Annotated in this window: 17 protein-coding genes; 9 read left to right on the top strand and 8 right to left on the bottom strand. The window is 48.3% G+C overall.

The window, feature by feature from the left end:
* Window positions 1–12: 12 nt before the first annotated feature.
* On the bottom strand, window positions 13–546 hold the full coding sequence (locus tag Q4A73_RS03880) for an ATP-binding protein (RefSeq protein ID WP_303206143.1): 534 nt from the start codon (window positions 544–546) through the stop codon (window positions 13–15).
* Between the two features lie 72 nt (window positions 547–618).
* Here Q4A73_RS03880 and Q4A73_RS03885 point away from each other — a divergent pair, with 72 nt between their 5' ends.
* Genes Q4A73_RS03885 through Q4A73_RS07340 form a run of 8 tightly spaced genes read left to right on the top strand, consistent with a single transcriptional unit; the run spans window position 619 to window position 7,472 of the window.
* Window positions 619–1,035 (top strand): hypothetical protein, encoded by a 417-nt coding sequence (locus Q4A73_RS03885; RefSeq protein ID WP_303206128.1) that lies wholly within the window; start codon window positions 619–621, stop codon window positions 1,033–1,035.
* Window positions 1,032–2,063, top strand: coding sequence for a hypothetical protein (locus Q4A73_RS03890; protein WP_303206129.1), 1,032 nt, complete (start codon window positions 1,032–1,034; stop codon window positions 2,061–2,063). Before Q4A73_RS03885 ends, Q4A73_RS03890 begins: the two co-directional genes overlap by 4 nt.
* 41 nt (window positions 2,064–2,104) lie before the next feature.
* Window positions 2,105–2,893, top strand: a complete 789-nt coding sequence (locus Q4A73_RS03895) for an ABC transporter permease (RefSeq protein WP_303206130.1) — start codon at window positions 2,105–2,107, stop codon at window positions 2,891–2,893.
* Window positions 2,890–3,567 (top strand): ABC transporter ATP-binding protein, encoded by a 678-nt coding sequence (locus tag Q4A73_RS03900; protein ID WP_303206131.1) that lies wholly within the window; start codon window positions 2,890–2,892, stop codon window positions 3,565–3,567. The genes Q4A73_RS03895 and Q4A73_RS03900 overlap by 4 nt, the downstream gene beginning before the upstream one ends.
* Entirely contained in the window at window positions 3,564–4,676 is a 1,113-nt protein-coding gene (locus tag Q4A73_RS03905; RefSeq protein WP_303206132.1) for a capsule biosynthesis protein, read from the top strand. Before Q4A73_RS03900 ends, Q4A73_RS03905 begins: the two co-directional genes overlap by 4 nt.
* A gap of 1 nt (window position 4,677) precedes the next feature.
* Window positions 4,678–6,312 carry a polysaccharide biosynthesis/export family protein gene (locus tag Q4A73_RS03910; protein WP_303206133.1) on the top strand — a complete coding sequence of 545 codons (1,635 nt, stop codon included), beginning with the start codon at window positions 4,678–4,680 and terminating at the stop codon, window positions 6,310–6,312.
* Between the two features lie 10 nt (window positions 6,313–6,322).
* The gene (locus tag Q4A73_RS03915; RefSeq protein ID WP_303206134.1) at window positions 6,323–7,270 is read left to right on the top strand and encodes a KpsF/GutQ family sugar-phosphate isomerase; all 948 of its coding nucleotides are present in this window, start codon (window positions 6,323–6,325) and stop codon (window positions 7,268–7,270) included.
* 55 nt (window positions 7,271–7,325) lie between these two features.
* Window positions 7,326–7,472: a hypothetical protein gene (locus tag Q4A73_RS07340; RefSeq protein WP_368492646.1), complete on the top strand. Its 147-nt coding sequence runs from the start codon at window positions 7,326–7,328 to the stop codon at window positions 7,470–7,472.
* Here Q4A73_RS07340 and Q4A73_RS03920 read toward each other — a convergent pair.
* From Q4A73_RS03920 to yajC, 5 genes are read right to left on the bottom strand one after another with little or no spacing between them, the layout of a single operon-like run.
* A complete protein-coding gene (locus Q4A73_RS03920; protein ID WP_303206135.1) occupies window positions 7,450–8,064 on the bottom strand; it encodes a hypothetical protein in 615 nt (204 codons plus the stop codon). The genes Q4A73_RS07340 and Q4A73_RS03920 overlap by 23 nt on opposite strands.
* Entirely contained in the window at window positions 8,061–10,481 is a 2,421-nt protein-coding gene (gene leuS, locus Q4A73_RS03925) for a leucine--tRNA ligase (protein ID WP_303206136.1), read from the bottom strand. The genes Q4A73_RS03920 and leuS overlap by 4 nt, the downstream gene beginning before the upstream one ends.
* A 9-nt stretch (window positions 10,482–10,490) precedes the next feature.
* Window positions 10,491–11,462, bottom strand: a complete 972-nt coding sequence (secF, locus tag Q4A73_RS03930) for a protein translocase subunit SecF (RefSeq protein WP_303206137.1) — start codon at window positions 11,460–11,462, stop codon at window positions 10,491–10,493.
* Window positions 11,449–13,041 carry a protein translocase subunit SecD gene (gene secD / locus Q4A73_RS03935; RefSeq protein ID WP_303206138.1) on the bottom strand — a complete coding sequence of 531 codons (1,593 nt, stop codon included), beginning with the start codon at window positions 13,039–13,041 and terminating at the stop codon, window positions 11,449–11,451. Before secD ends, secF begins: the two co-directional genes overlap by 14 nt.
* Window positions 13,034–13,306 (bottom strand): preprotein translocase subunit YajC, encoded by a 273-nt coding sequence (gene yajC / locus Q4A73_RS03940; protein WP_303206139.1) that lies wholly within the window; start codon window positions 13,304–13,306, stop codon window positions 13,034–13,036. Before yajC ends, secD begins: the two co-directional genes overlap by 8 nt.
* Between yajC and Q4A73_RS03945 the strand changes: the two genes are divergently transcribed.
* Window positions 13,279–14,598 (top strand): apolipoprotein N-acyltransferase, encoded by a 1,320-nt coding sequence (locus tag Q4A73_RS03945; protein ID WP_303206140.1) that lies wholly within the window; start codon window positions 13,279–13,281, stop codon window positions 14,596–14,598. The two genes, yajC and Q4A73_RS03945, sit on opposite strands and share 28 nt — an antisense overlap.
* A 68-nt stretch (window positions 14,599–14,666) precedes the next feature.
* Here the strand turns inward: Q4A73_RS03945 and Q4A73_RS03950 are convergent, their stop codons facing one another.
* Both Q4A73_RS03950 and Q4A73_RS03955 read right to left on the bottom strand, forming a co-directional pair.
* A complete protein-coding gene (locus tag Q4A73_RS03950; protein ID WP_303206141.1) occupies window positions 14,667–14,861 on the bottom strand; it encodes a hypothetical protein in 195 nt (64 codons plus the stop codon).
* The coding region (locus Q4A73_RS03955) for a DUF2972 domain-containing protein (RefSeq protein WP_303206142.1) at window positions 14,809–16,269 on the bottom strand (1,461 nt) is incomplete at its 5' end. The genes Q4A73_RS03950 and Q4A73_RS03955, both read right to left, overlap by 53 nt.

Here is a 16,269-nt window from a genome sequence, read left to right on the forward strand (position 1 = left end):
CGCCTGAAATTTCTAAGCGTAAAGATTTAGCCCCGCTCTGGCCGCGTCCCTCGTCCCCTCAAGCCGCTTTTTTATCTGCTGGAAGACTTCATCAATGAGCTTTTTGCTATCCTCCAAAAGACTGGTGCTATCCATGCTTGGAATTTTACCCAGCATGGAGTCCAGTTTGCCCACCAAGCTATCCATGATGGCTCCTTGATGATTCTTGCTGCTAGGCTTTGGCAAGATGTCAGCGATGCCCATGGCGCTTTCTATGATCCCCTTAGGATCAAGCTCGCCGACCTTTGAGCTTTGCAAGAAATTTTGCAAAAGCGGCTCCACATTTTTCATGGCCGACTTAATCTCATCAAGCTCGGATTTTGTGAGCTTTGAGCCCTCAAAACTGAAGCTAAAGCCATACTGCCTCCTCAGGCTCAAACTGCGCCCATTTTCATCGCTTTCATAGCTCAAATTTTGCCTCTCAAACGCGCTAAAATTCAGCCGCTTCCCGCTCTTTGTCCTAAGGTCCATGGAAAAATTTTGATCCCTAGCCGCTTCGATTTGCATCCCCAGCCTCCTGCGCGAATTTACTGCCCCAAACATCGTCAATATTTAAATTTTCTTGAGTATAATCTTGGCATGGATAAAAGAATTTTAAAATTTATACAAAGATCCAAGCTCCTAGCCTGGGCGATGCGCGATGAGGTCGGGGTTTATACGGCGAGTGCTTTTTATGCCTTTGATGCGAAAAATTTAGCCCTCATCATCGCCTCAGATGAGGAAAGTAGGCACATCAGACTCGCCCGCCTTGAGCCTAGCGTGGCGGTTAATATCGCTAAATTTGGCAAAATAGCCCTCTTAAAGGGCGTCCAAGCCAAGGCGCTTTTTCAAACGGCTAGCAGGGAGCAGGCGAGGCTTTATTATGAAAATTTTCCCTTCGCAAAGATGCACAACGCTGGAATTTACGCCCTCAATTTGCTCTGGGTCAAATTCACAGACAACGCCCTTTTGCTTGAAAAAAAGCTGGAATTTCATCGCCAAGGGGGAGATTTGTGAAAAAACTCGCGCTTTGTTTTATGGGGCATCTTAGAACCTATAAGCAAACTTATGAAAGTTTTTTTAAGAATGTGCTTTACCCTAATTTATGTGATGGTTGGGAGATTGATATCTTCATCCACACTTGGGATGAGCTTGAAAAGTCGGGCTTTGCGTGGCATAACTCTCTTGAAAGCTTGAACGGAAAAAAGGTAACGACTGATATCATAGAAGAAGTGAAGAGCATTTACAAACCAAAAGAATTTTTGATCGAGCATTTAGAGCAGGACAGGGGCATGCATCTTTCCTGCGCGAAGAGTCAGGAACTCGCCCAAAATTACGCGCAAAAACATGCCATTGCGTATCACTATACATTAGTCACGCGTCCTGATTTATATTTTCACACCCCACTTAGGCTTGATGCCTATGTGCGCTATCATCAAGATACAGAGGAGCTCAAAGACACGCTTTTGCCGCAAAGGCATATTTTCACCGCACATAATCTTTTTGGCAGGATGCCCATCCACGATCCGCGTTATATTTGTGAGGCGGATTTGCTGTGGTTTGGGAATTTTAACCCCCTGCCCTTTTGTGTGGATTCTGAAAATTTAAAGGAGCTTGTGGTGGTGATTGATTATAAATTGCATAGAGATTTTTACCTACAAAGGACTGATTTTAGACTCAAATGGACAGATCCCAACGAGTGCAAAATCGCCTCTGCTGAGGCCATAGTCAAACGCTATCTTGCCTACAAGCTAGGCACTGTGGCTCTAAGCTGTGAGGGTTGGCGGGACTACGCTCGGGTGCTTTTTGTTTTTTCCTACATCAAAGAAAAGCATTTTTTAGAAGCTAAACAATACAACGATAGCGATACAATTTTGCAAGAATGCAAAGACTATGCGCTAGCTTGTGAGCTCAAATCCTCCCTGGCCTATAAGCTAGGCGAAAAAATCATCCAAATCCACAAGCAAAAGGGCGCCTTAGGACTCATTTTCTTTGTCTTTTTTAAGATGAGGCACTTTAAAAAAAATTTTTTAACCCTTCATTAAAACATCTATCCTAGAATTCCTCAAAAAATGTGGTTTAGTTCATGCTGAATGTGATTTATGCCCTGTTTTTCAGGGAGCTAAAGACCAGATTTGGTGCTAAAAATAGCCGCTATTTGGGCTATTTGTGGGTGGTGGGCGAGCCGCTTAGCATCGTTTTGATCATCACCATTTTCGTTACGATCATCAGGGAGTATCATCATCAAGTGATGCCCGAAAACATCTCCATTTTTATCTACTTGGTCTCAGGCATCGTGCCTTTTTTTATGTTCAGAAGCATCGTCAACCAGCTCATGAACGGCATCAGCGCAAACCTAGGCCTCTTCGCCTACAAGCCCGTTCGTCCCATCCATGTTTTCATCGCCAGAACCCTACTAGAATTTTGCATTTACTTCGTGATCTTCGTCTATGTCCTCTTTGTGGCCGGGTGGTTTTTGCGCCTTGAGGTGATACCCACGCATTTTTTGGATGTGATGTTTTGCATATTTTTACTCATACTTTCGGGCTTTGCCTTGGGGATTTGCTTTGCGATACTTTGGCACTTGATCGAGCCCTTGAGGACGCTTTTGGCTTATTTTAGCATCGTTTTTTACTGGAGCTCTGGAGTGATCTTCCCCACCTGGCTCATGCCCCGCGCCTTGCTCGACATTTTTTATTACAATCCCCTACTTCACATCATGGAGCTTTTAAGATTTAACTTTTTCGATTCCTACCCCCTGCAGGATGATTATAATTACGGCTATCCGATTTTTTGCATCCTCATCGTCCTCTTCGTGGGACTCTTCTTTTATCATTTCAACAGACACACCCTCACGGCAGCGAAAAAAGAATGATCAAGCTTGTGAATTTAACCAAATCCTACCCGCTTTTTTCCGGAGGACGGCATTATGTTTTTAAGAATTTCAGTTTTGAATTCCCAGAAAATTGCAGCATAGGGCTTATGGGGGGCAATGGCGCGGGCAAATCGACTCTCGTGCGACTTTTAAGCGGGGCCGAGCTTCCAGATAGTGGCAAAATCATCACTAATAAAAGAATTTCTTGGCCCCTAGGTCTTAGCGGCGGAATTCAGGGCTCTCTAACCGCGCGAGATAATGCTAAATTCGTCGCTAGGGTGTATGGGTATCGAGGAAAGGAATTGCTTGAAAAGGTTCAGTTTGTCGAGGAATTTGCCGAGCTTGGAAAATTCTTTGACGAGCCGATGAAAACCTACTCCTCAGGGATGAATTCGCGCATCACCTTCGGCCTGAGCATGGCCTTTGAATTTGACTACTACCTCATCGATGAGGCGGGGGCTGTGGGGGATCCTAGTTTCATCGAAAAAAGCCTCAAGCTTTACAGGGAGAGGCTGCAACGCTCCAAGGTCATCATGGTCTCGCACAATGTCGCTGAGATTAAACAATGGTGTGATAAAATCATCTTCATGAAAAACGGGCAAATCACCGTTTATGACGATGTGGATGAGGGCATAGCCGTCTATCAAGGAAAGGAAAGAGAAAAAGATTCGTGAAAAATTTGTTGGAGAAAATTAAAAATTTAGAATCGCTTCGCTCTTTTAAGATTGTTTGGATTTTAACGGCCTTTGTCGTTTTTTACTATGCCTTCATCGCGGCCGATCGCTATGTGAGCGTGATGATTTTGGATGTGCGCTCCACCAGTAACGCCGCGCAAACTAGCAATGTCCTCTCCCTAATCAACACCGCCTCAGCAACGAATGAGGATCTAAAATACCTCAAGGGCTTCATCACCTCCAGTGATTTGCTGAAAATTTTGGACGAAAAAATCAAGCTCAAAAGCCTCTACCAAGAGCAGCACATCGACCTACCCTTTAAAATTTGGGACGCAAGCTCTGCGGAGGCTTATTTGCAATACTACAAAAATCGTGTGCGCTTATATAATGACAAATCGAGCGGGCTTTTGAGCGTTGAAGTGGAGGCCTTCAGCCCAGAATCTGCCCATCTCATCGCCCAAAGCATCATCGAGGAAAGCGAGCGCTTCATCAATGAAATTTCACATCAGGCCGCTAGGGAGCAGATGAATTTTGCCGAAAATGAAGTGAAAAAATACAAGGATCGCTATCAAAAAGCGCAAAACGAGCTCATCGCCTTTCAAAACAAATACGGCGTTTTTGACCCACTCAAACAGGCCGAAAACAAAGCGACCCTCATCTCACAAATCGAGGCCAATCTCGCCCAAAAAGAGGCCAGTCTTTTGACCCTGCAAAGCTACATGAATGATGCCGCGCCTGAAGTCGTCGCTCTCAGAGCAGAAATTCTAGCCATCAAAAAGCAGCTTGATCGCGAGATGGCAAAGATTTCAACGAGCAATGCCACGGAGGTTAAAAAGCTCAACGATCTCGCTGCGCAGTTTCAAAATTTAAGCATAGAGGCGGGTTTTGCGCAGGAAGCCTACAAGGCCGCGCTGAAGGCTCACGAGAGCGCGAGAATAGAGGCCGCGAGGAAGATCAAGCAGCTTGTGGTGGTGCAAAATCCCACCCTGCCAGAAAGCGCAAAATACCCGCAAAAAATTTACAACATCCTAACCGCCTTTATGATTTTTGCCCTGATTTATGGCATCGGAAAATTCATCAAAATGATTATCGAGGAGCACAAATACTAAAATGAAAAAAATATGCATCTTACTGGCAGGCTTGGTTTTATCTTTCGGGGCGGTGGATGTTTCGCAGATTGTCGCCACGGAGCAGCTTGAGCGTGAAAATAAGGCTCACTTGCCTGCCCCAGAAAACAATAGCACAACGGCCAAAGAGCCAAGCGCTATCTTTGGTGCGCACCTTTTCAATGGTAATTTTAAAAATTTCACACAAAGGGTTTATAACCCTGAATACAAAATCGCCGTGGGGGATCAGATCAGCCTTAAAATTTGGGGCGCTGTTGAATTTGCGCAGGTTTTGATTGTCGATTCGCAGGGGAATGTCTTCATCCCTAAGGTCGGGGCTGTGAATTTGCTCGGCGTGAAAAATTCCTCCCTTGTGGCTGTTATCAAATCAGCCGTCAATAAGGTCTATAAAAACAATGTCTTCGTCTATGCGGACATGAATGCCTACCAAAATGTCAGCGTCTTTGTAACGGGAAGCGTGAATAATCCGGGGCTTTATCAGGGACTGAGCTCGGACTCTATCATCCAGTATTTGGACAAGGCTGGGGGGATAAATTTGGACTATGGCAGCTTCAGGGAGATACAAATTTTAAGGAACAACCACGCCCTCAAAAACATCGATTTGTATGATTTTTTACTCAAGGGACAGCTTGAGCTTTTTCCTTTTAGGAGTGGGGATGTGATTTTGGTAAAAAATGTGCAACAATACGCCTTTGTGAGCGGGGATGTGCAAAAGCCTTTCCGTTTTGAGCTAGGCAATGATGTGAAAACTCTAAGTGATTTGGCTAAAATTTCAGGCGCAAAGCCCATCGTAACCAACGCTGTGGTGAGGAGCTATGGCGGTGAGCATAGGCTCGAGCTTAACGCTTACCATAAGAATGATTTCACTAAGATCGCCCTAAGGACCGGCGATGAGGTGGAATTTCGCCCCGAGTATATTTCTAAGAATATCAGCATCAAAATTCAAGGCGAGCACGATGGCCTAAAGAGCATGGTGGTGAAAAAGGGCACGACTTTGGAGGATGTTTCGCGCATTATCATCGCGAATAGTCGCTCGGATCTTGGCGCTTTGCAGGTGTTTAGAAAAAGCGTGGCGCGCACGCAAAAGGAACTCATCGCCGCCCAGCTTAAAGAGCTTGAGACCTTAGCCCTGACGAGCTCTTCGGTGAATTCTGAGCAAGCGGCCATCCGTGCCACTCAGGCAAAAACCATACTGGAATTTATAGAACGCGCTAAAAAGATAGAGCCTAAGGGGCAGATTGTCATTGATGATGCTAGGGCTTATGGATCCTTGGTCTTGGAAGAGGGCGATACCATCAATGTCCCAAGCAAAAACAATCTCATCATCGTGCAGGGGGAGGTTTCCCTGCCGGGTGCTTTCATTCACGCTAAAAATGAGAATTTGAAATACTACATCGATTTGGCGGGAGGCTATGGTGAGAGGGCGGACACTTCTAAGGTTTTGATCATCCGCATCAATGGCAAGGCGGAAAAATATCACAGCGGTATCACGATGAGGGCTGGGGATGCGATTTTGGTTTTGCCTAAGGTTGACAATCAAAATTTGCAAATTTTCTCCATGCTGACGCAAATTCTTTACCAAATCGCCATCGCGACCAATGTCGTGCTTAATATTTAGGAGGGCGGTTGTGGATCTTATCAAAATCGCTAGGGAAGTTTTGAGGATTGAAGCGGAGGCTATCGAGAGTCTAGCCTTGAAACTGGATGAGAATTTTTCTAAGGCCGTGAAACTCATCTTGAATGCTAAAGGGCGGTGCATCGTCAGTGGTATGGGAAAATCCGGACACATCGGCGCGAAAATCGCCGCGACTCTAGCCAGCACGGGCACACCGAGCTTTTTTGTGCATCCCGCAGAGGCTATGCATGGGGATTTAGGTATGCTTGTAGATGGTGATGTTTTGATAGCTATTTCAAATTCCGGTGAGACGGAGGAGCTTTTAAAAATCATCCCCATCATCAAAAGGCGTCTAATTCCTCTTGTGATGATGGTTGGCGATGTGCACTCTACCCTAGCAAAACATGGAGACATACTCCTAAACATCGCGGTGCAAAAGGAGGCTTGCCCCCTGCAACTGGCCCCTATGGCCTCGACGACGGTCGCCCTAGCGATGGGGGATGCTCTAGCGGCTGCGCTGATGAGGGCTAAGGATTTTAAGCCTGATGACTTTGCACTCTTTCATCCGGGTGGTAGTCTGGGGAAAAAGCTTTTGACGAGGGTTGAGGATTTGATGGTGAGTGAAAGGCTGCCCATCGTCCATCCCGATGCGGAATTTAACGACTTGGTTGATGTGATGACTAGCGGAAAGCTAGGACTTTGCATAGTGATGGATGGGGAGAGGCTCATGGGGATCATCACTGATGGGGATTTGCGCCGTGCCTTGAAGGCGAATTCCAAGCCGCGATTTGACTTTAGGGCTAAGGAAATTATGAGTCCCAATCCAAAAATCATCGAGGCAGACGCTATGGCGACAGAGGCTGAGAGGCTGATGCTTAGGCATAAAATCAAAGAAATCATAGTGGGTAAAAAGGGGAAAGTTGTTGGCATTATCCAGCTTTATGCTATAGGAAATATCTAGCTTTAAGCTTTTTGCGCTACAATGCCCTCCGCAATATTTCCAAATAAGGTTCATGATGAAAAATTTAAGCGTTCGAGAAAAAAAAGATCTTGAGCTTTGCGTTTTTGAAAATTTAACCGAAAAGAAAACTTCAGTTTTTTTATTTTTCCCCCTTATTTTTCGCAAAATAAGAGCCTTTTTCACTCCAAGTAATAAAGCCTAAAAGCCTTATCTGTGTAGGAGAGGGACTTGAAAGAAGGCGATGCGGTAAAAAATTTGCACGCCTTGTCTAAATTTTCAATGCCATAGATCCTCATCGCCATCCTGCCAGTATCCTTAAAAAGCTCCAGCCCCACGCAGGCTTGATTGTTGATCTTAAAGAGCAAATGCGCCCCTTCATCCTTAAGCTCTAAAAATTCCACCCTTGCGGTTTTGATCATATTTTTTTCCAGTCTTCGATGCAGTTTATAATGCACCATGATGTCCCTCATCACCTGTTTTAAGTGCTCCAAGCTCTCGTTCAGGTTTGCAAGGTCGCTTTGATAAAGAGCAAGAAAGTCCCCACTAAGAAAATCCTTAAAAGCCTTGTCGTTTTCCAAAATTTGACAAGCATCAAAGCCCTCAAGCACCCTCACCCTTTCAGTCTCCACCAGCAGATCCACGCACTTTTTACCATCCTTAAAAAAGCTAAGAATTTGCGCCCCGCTCGTTTGAAAATTTTTCCCCTTTTTTGCGTAAGCAAAATCGTTAAATTCCCCATAAATATCCGCCATCAAAGGCACAAAAATGCCAAGCAAAAGGACGATTTTTCTCATTTTACGACCAAATTCACAAGGCTACCGGGCACATAAATTTCTTTGAGCACACTCTTTCCCTCCAGCCACCTAGCCACCTGCGCCCTAGCCTCACGGATGATTTCTTCTTGGCTTGCAGTGCTTGAAAGTTCAAACTCAGCGCGCTTTTTGCCATTGACACTCACCGCTAGCCTGAGACTATCTTGGATGAAAACCTCAGGCTTTAGGGGCAGCTCCTTAAAATTTTCCAAATCAAAAAGCTGCGCACTCAGCTCAAAGCAAATATGCGGCACGATGGGCTCTAGGATGTTTAAAATAATATAAAATCCCTCCCGCTCCAAGTCCTCATTTTTGCAAAGGGCGAGAGCATTAAGCGCCTCCATGCAGGCCGCGATGAGGGTGTTGAAGGCAAAATTTTGCTCATAAACCTCCTTGGATTTTTTCAGGGCCTCATAAACCTTAAGCCTCGCAGTTTTTTCCTCTTTGCTTAAATTTTCCCGAGAAATCTCCACCACTCCTCCCCTTTTCACCCGTCTAGCCCTATCATAAAGCCTACACAAAAAGCGATATGCCCCCTCCAGAGCCCCGTCATTCCACTCAAGCTCCTTCGCAGGAGGCGCCGCAAAAAGTATGAAAAGCCGCGCCGTATCCGCGCCGTATTTTTGGACGATATCATCGGGATCGACAACATTGCCCTTAGACTTACTCATCTTCGCCCCGTCCTTTAAAACCATCCCCTGCGTCAAAAGCCGACCAAAAGGCTCATCCCCCATAAGATAGCCCAAATCCCTCAAGGCCTTTTGAAAAAAGCGCGCATAAAGCAGGTGCAAAATCGCATGCTCAATGCCCCCGATATACTCATCAACCCCCAGCCAATAATCCGTGCTTCTAGCATCCAAAGCCCTATCTTGCCATGATTTCTCATCGCTAGCAAAGCGCGCGTAATACCACGAGCTCTCAAAAAAAGTATCCAAGGTATCGGTTTCTTTTTGCGCTTCCTGTCCGCATTTTGGGCAGGGACAAATTTTCCACGAAGGGTGCTTGTCAAGCGGATTGCCCTCGCCTGTGAGCTCCACATCATCGGGCAGCGTGATGGGTAAATTTTCTAAATTTTGCGCGACAATGCCGCAGTTTTCACACCGCACCATAGGCACGGGCGCGCCCCAATACCTCTGCCGTGAGACGCCCCAGTCGCGAATTTTAAAATTCACCACCCTCCTCCCCCTGCCCTCTTTTTCAAATTTAGCGATGATCTTATCCCGCGCTTCGTTACAGTCCAAGCCCTCAAATTCCCCGCTTTGCAAAAGCACGCCCTGCTTTTGTGTGTGGGGCAATTTTTCCGCCGTGATGACCTGCTTGATGGGCAGGGCGTATTTTTTGGCAAAGTCATAATCCCTCTCATCGTGCGCTGGCACCGCCATCACAGCTCCGCTACCATAGTCTGCTAAGACAAAATTGGCCACCCAAAGGGGGATTTTTTCCCCGCTTAAAGGATGCAGGGCGTAAAGCCCCAAAAAATAGCCCTCCTTCTCCGCACTCTGCCTCTGCCTTGGGCTTTGATTTTGCAGAGCCTTGATTTGAGGGAGAATTTTTGCATCGAGGACCTTTTTTGCCAGCAAATTCTGCACGATCGAGTGCTCAGGCGCCAAAGCCACATAAGAAATTCCATAAATCGTATCCGCCCTCGTAGTGAAAACCTCAAGGCCAGCCTGCCCCGCCGCATCCGCATCCTCAAGCTCAAGGCTAAACTCCAGCCCTACGCTCTTGCCTATCCAGTTTTCCTGCATGGTCAAAACCTGCGCCGGCCAGCTCCCCCTAAGCCCCTCAAGCTCGCTCAAAAGCTCCTCAGCATAAGAGGAAATTTTCACATAATACCCCGGCATCTTTTTCTGCACCACCTCATGCCCACAGCGCCAACATCGCCCGTCCTCAACCTGTTCATTGGCTAGCACCGTTTTATCCTGCTCGCACCAATTGACATTGGCCTCCTTAGTATAAATGAGGCCTTTTTCAAACATCTTGATGAAAATTTCTTGCTCAAATTTTGTATAAATGGGATCAGAAGTGGCCAAAATTTTTCTTTTTGAAAAGGAAAAGCCCAAGGAAAAAAGCTCCTTTTCCATGTAGGCTATGTTTTCGTAGGTCCATGTTTTGGGGTGGATTTTGTGCTTGATGGCAGCATTTTCTGCGGGCATGCCAAAGCTATCAAAGCCGATGGGATGGAGGACATTGTAGCCTAGCTTTCTGTAATACCTAGCTAGGGCATCCCCTATGGTGTAGTTTCTCACATGCCCCATGTGGATGCGCCCGCTAGGGTAGGGAAACATGGAGAGGATGTATTTTTTCGCCAAAGAAAAATCATCTTTCGGCTCAAAATACCCGCTCTTTTCCCAGAATTCCTGCCATTTTTTCTCTATCTTTCCCGCCTCATAAGCCATCTTCACTCCTCAAATGCTTCCCTTTTCATACATCGCTCTTTGGCGCTCTTTTTCTTGCTTTCGCTTAAGCTTTTCAAGCTCCTTATCCCTAAAGGCCACAACGCTGAATTGAAACCACAGCAAGCTTGGGCTGGCCACAAAAACCGAGCTGAATGTCCCCACAAAAAGCCCCACCATCAAGGCCAAAGAAAAGCCCTCCACCGCCCCGCCGCCGAAAAAATACAAAATCACCACAGTCGCCAGAGTGAGCCCTGAGGTCAAAATCGTCCGCGATAGGGTCGCCGAGACGCTTTCGTTGATGATGGGCGCAAGGCGCGTTTGCTTGCTTTTTTTCATCCCATCGCGGATACGGTCGAATATAATGATGGTATCATTGAGCGAGTAGCCCAAAACGGTCAAAATCGCCGCTAAAATTTCCAAATTCACATCGATCCTAAAAAGACAAATCGCCCCCAGAGTGATGAGGACATCGTGGATCTCACTGATGATGGCCGCAAGGGCGAAGCGCCACTCAAAACGCAGCGCGATGTAAATGAGTATAGCTAGCAAAGACACCCCAAGCGCCATTAAGCCTTTGTTACGCAGCTCATCACCGACCTTAGGCCCCACCACATCCACGCGCCTTAGCTCAAAGGCCCCGGTATCCTTCAAAAGATCGCTCACACTCTGCCCGATGTCGCTGGTTAAATTCTCATCGCTTCCCAAAAATTTTATGGTAACTTCTTGCGCGTTGCCAAACTCGCTCACCGAGAGATTTTGAAAGCTCCCCGTGGCGCTTAGAATTTCCCTGATTTGCGCTATGGGGGCGTGATTTTCGTATTTGAGCTGCAAGAGGGTGCCGCCGCTAAAATCGATGCCATATTGCAAACCCCTATCAAAAAGCAAATAAATCGAGCCTAAAATCAAAACGCAGGACAAAGAAATCGCACCAAAACGCATCCGCATAAAGTCATAAATTTTTTTCTCGCTAAAAAACTGCATTTTTTCTCCTATAACCCAGCCAGAATTTCGTCCCATCGCCCTTTTCCATGCGGCTCATAAAAAAATCAAACATCCCATGCGTCCCCCAAATCGCCGTGATCATACTCACCACTATGCCGATGCCAAGCGTGAGGGCAAAGCCCTTCACCGCACCCGTGCCGTAGGCATAAAGGGCGATGGAGGTAACGAGTGAGGTGATGTTCGCATCGATGATCGCGCTCATCGCGTTCTTATAGCCCTGCTCCACTGCAGCGCGAATTTTCACCCCCTCACGCAAAAGCTCCCTGATGCGCTCGTTGATGATGACATTCGCATCCACAGCCATGCCCACAGTCAGCACCAGTCCAGCCATCCCCGGCAGGGTCAAAGTCGCGCCAAACATCGCCATCACAGCGACCACCACGAGGACATTTACCAGCATGGCGATGTCCGCAAAAACTCCCGCAACCCCATAATAAAGCACCATAAAAAGCACGATAAAAATCGCCGCGCCGATGAGGGCCAGGGTGCTAGCGCGGATGCTATCGGCCCCCAAGGATGGGCCGATGCTCCTTTGCTCCAAAAGCTTCACAGGTGCTAGCAGTGCCCCACTGCGGAGAGCCACCGCCACATCGCGTGCCTCTTCTTGCGTGAAGGCGCCCGTGATTTGCCCGCTGCCCCCGCCTATGCGCTCGTTGATGGAGGGGGCAGAATAGACTTTATTGTCTAAGACTATGGCGAGTCGTTTGCCCACATTCGCGCCCGTGTAATCGGCAAATTTCCGCGCTCCCTCAGAATTTAAGGTGAAATTTATCACAGGATAGGTGCTCGTGTCCGTAAAACCCACCCGCGCATCGGTCAATGTGGAGCCGTCTAGGATCGGCACAGCCTTGAGGGGGTATTTTAAATTCTCATCTCGAGCATCACTCATCAAAACAAGCCCATAACTCGCCGCCTCCGCCTCACTCATCGAAGAGGCTTGGCTCATCTTGGAGTCATCCACCTCCATCAGCTGCAAAACCGCCGCCTTAGTGATGCGCTCCTTAGCCCTCTGCTCGTCTTCTTGCGTTTTGATGCCTGCGAGCTCGACGAGAATTTTATCCTCGCCCTGCCTTGCGACAGTGGGCTCGGCTAGGCCAAATTCATCCAAGCGAGTGCGTATGGTCTCCACCGCCTGCAGGAGGGCGAAATTTGCTATGTTTTTAAGCTCCTCATCCGTGAAAGAAAGCCTATAATGCAGGGCGTTTTTTTGGATGTCTAAGCCCTTGATTTCTGCCAGCAGGGCATCCACTTTCGGCGCTTCTAGCGCATCGAGGAGGTCAAATTCCACGCTCTCATCGCGCACGAGGAGCCTGTCAATGAGGATGTTGTCCTTTTGGATGGCGTAGCTGAGGGAGGATGCGAGGGACTTGATTTTGGACTTTACGGCCGCGGCATTATCCACGCCCAAAAGCATATAAAGTCCGCCCTGCAAGTCAAGCCCTAGGTTGATTTTAAAGCCGCGTTCTGTTTGTAAAAAAGACGGAAGCGAAAAACCGATGCCAAAGAGAAAAACCGCCAAAAAAACCACCAAGCGATAGCTAATCTTAGCTCTACGCATTCAATTTCTTTGCTATGAATTCTCTTGAAATTTTCGCGGTAACATTGTCCTCGTTAAGTCTAACTTTGATAAAATCCTCCTCCGATTTTACCACCTCGCAAATCAGCCCGCCATTTGTGATGATTTTGTCGCCTCTTTGCAGGCTATCAAGCATTTGTTTGTGCGTTTTTGCTTGCTTTTGCTGGGGTCTAATGACTAAAAAATAAAAAATCGCAAAAAGAACAACCAGAGGCAACAATGAAGTCAAAATCGAATCTCCTGCCATACTACTTTCCTTTCCTAAAAAAAATAAAGCCCGATTCTAGCATTTTTAAAATAATGAAAGCTTTTTCCAGCGCAATTTTACTCTCAAACCCCATCTACCTGTCCTTCCACGCCAATATATTTTTTGAAAGCATCAGTCCCTTTTTAGCCATCTGGGGACTCGTTTTACTTTTGCAAAATAAAAGCGCCAAAGGCTATTTTTGGACGGGCTTTTTTGTCGGAATTTTATGGTTTTGGTGGGTGGGGCTCTCAGCGATCTACTTTGATCTCAGCCACATCACCCCCCTCATCATCCTAGCCCTGGGCTTAGTTTATGGGCTTTTGTTTAGGATTTGCCATTTGCTAAGGTATGATTTTTTGAGGCTTTGCGGGATTTTTGCCCTCAGTTACATTCACCCCCTTGGCTTTGACTGGCTCAACTGGGGAATTTTAAGCGTCTATGGCTTTTTCGACGCCTCGATGCGCGGGGTACTTTGCATCTTCGCCATCGCCTATTTCATCCACGAGGGCTACATTTCGCGATACTACAAAATCGCCATCGTGCTGGCCCTATTTTTCACGGGCTTTCACCACACGCAAAAAGAGGCTCCGCTCCTAGAATTTTCCTACAAGCTCATCAACACCAACATTAGCCAAGATCAAAAATTCCTCCAAGACAAGGTCCAAGCCCACTCAAAGTCCCTCATCGCCGAAATCCAAAAGGCGATTTTAGAAAAAAAGGAGCTCATCGTCTTGCCCGAGACCGCCTTCGCCTTCGTGCTCAAAGACACGCCCTATGAAAATGCGCTCAAAGAGCTCTCCCACCGCATCACCATCATCACAGGCGCCTTCAACCGCGAGGGGGAAAAAATCTACAACAGCACCTACATTTTCACGCAGGGGCAAAGGCACATTTTCAACAAGCACTTCCTCGTCCCCTTCGGTGAGGAAATCCCCTTTTTCAAAGACTGGACAAAAAGCCACCTCCTGCCAAACACCGAAGAATTCGCACGAGGCCCCTTGCAAAGCCAATACAAGCTCAAAAATCAGCTCATCACCAACGCCATTTGCTATGAGGCCACCAAGGAGCAAAATTACAAAAACACCCAAATCATGATCGCCCTTTCCAACAACGCTTGGTTTGAAGGCTCCAGCGAGCACAAGCTCCAGCAGCTTTTGATGCGATTTTACGCGAACAAATACGCCGCAAGCGTCTATCACGCCGTCAATGGCAAAGAAAACGCCCTCATCCTACCCAAAGAAAAACTCAGTCAAAGATGGCTCGATGCGCTCAAAATCTGGGACCTACTCTAGCCCGCACCGTCAAAATTCCCCCAGCCAGCACCCAGAAAATTCCACCCGGCAATTTTCTCATGCTCCGCCTACCTCGTCTCTCGCCGTTTCCGCCCTCGCTCAGGATCAAAATCCTTCCCCATCAGAATTCCCTCTTGAAATTCCGCCCAGCCCCCCAGCCGCAGCCCCGCGCCAATTTTCGCGCCCTGAAAATTCCCCCGCACCGCCCCTTCACCCGCCCGCAGCGCCCCCAAACCCCGCGCAGATCCTCTCAAACTCCGCATAATACTTCCACGAGGCCACGATGTCGGGGCGCTTTTGCTTGATGTCGGCTAGCTCAGCATCCCAAGTTCGCTTGAAAAATCCCCGCACCTCCGCATTCTCCCTAAGATAGTCCAAAATCGCCTCCATGCTTATGCGCTTGGCCTCCTCCTCCCTGATGACCTCCTCAAGCCTTTTCACATAGCGCTCAAGCCAAGCCCTAGTCGCCTCCAGCGTGCGCGCATCCGCCCGCAGCGCCTCCCAGCGCGCCGCGTCGCTCGCGTAAATCACCAGCCGCCGCACCCTATTTTCACGCAAAAGCTCCCCGCTCAAATCCGCCCTCCCCTCAGGCATCTCCTGCCTGCTCGTGATGATGAGCTCCACGCCCCCAGCGCGATAATTTCGCTCGGCCAAATCCTCTCCACCAGAAATTCCCGCGCCCACGCTCAATTCCTCATCGCCCTCAAAATTCTGCCCAGCCCCACCGGCTTCAGAGCTAGAATTCCCCGCCGCCGCATCGCTCTGCCCAGCTTCAAATTCCCCAGCCAACCTCAAGCTCGCCTCATCCTTGCTTTGCTTGCCCACATCCTCAGGATGCACGAGCAGGACGCGCCCGGCTAAGCCCAGAAAATCCCCCCCGTTGATCTTACCTCCAAATTTAGCCCTCAGCCCCTCCCCAGGCGGCGCAAAACCAAGCCTCAGGGCCAATTTCACCATCGTCTCAAAAGCACGCTCCCCGGCCACCTCGCTCATGTCCAGCCACACCAGCTCCTTCTCCCCCAGCGCCAAAATCCTACTCCTCAAAGAAAAGCCATTCACCACCCCACCATAGCCGCATACCCCAGCCTTGATGTTTTCGATCACAGGCCGCTTCGTAAGGCCTATTTTGCCAAGATTATAGTAGCGCACGCAGTCCAAAATTTCACACGGATCGAAGGTCAAATTAAAGCGCGTGATGGCCTCGGGGTAGTATTCGAGATGATTGATGAGGGGCCTTAAAATCGCCACAGGATCGCGCACCACACTCACCAGCGGCACGCAGGCATCGATGAGGGAGAAAAATTTAGCCTGATGGGGCACGAGCAGATTGAAGCCATCCAAATACACGCAAAAAGGCCTCCCACCCCCCTGCACCAAGCGCCCAAAATGATGCGCGTAGGTATCCTTCGCGTCGTAAGGATTCCACACCAAAAGCGTCTCCACCCCGCACCACCCATACATCGTTAGCATCGCCACATAGCCCGAGCCAAAAAGCGCCAAATGCACAAACCCATACCGCCGCGGCAGCGGCAAATTCAGCGCCCAGGCCGCCTCTGCGCCCAGCGTGCGGTAAGTGAGCCCCTCACGCGCATAGGCCGCACACTCAGCCGCAAAGTCCGCGCCGCCCACTTGCTCCGCCCCGCAGGAATTTCGCCCAGCCCCCGCACTCTG

The sequence above is a fragment of the Campylobacter sp. genome (assembly GCF_030528245.1).
In the GTDB taxonomy this organism is placed as follows: Bacteria; Campylobacterota; Campylobacteria; order Campylobacterales; family Campylobacteraceae; genus Campylobacter_D.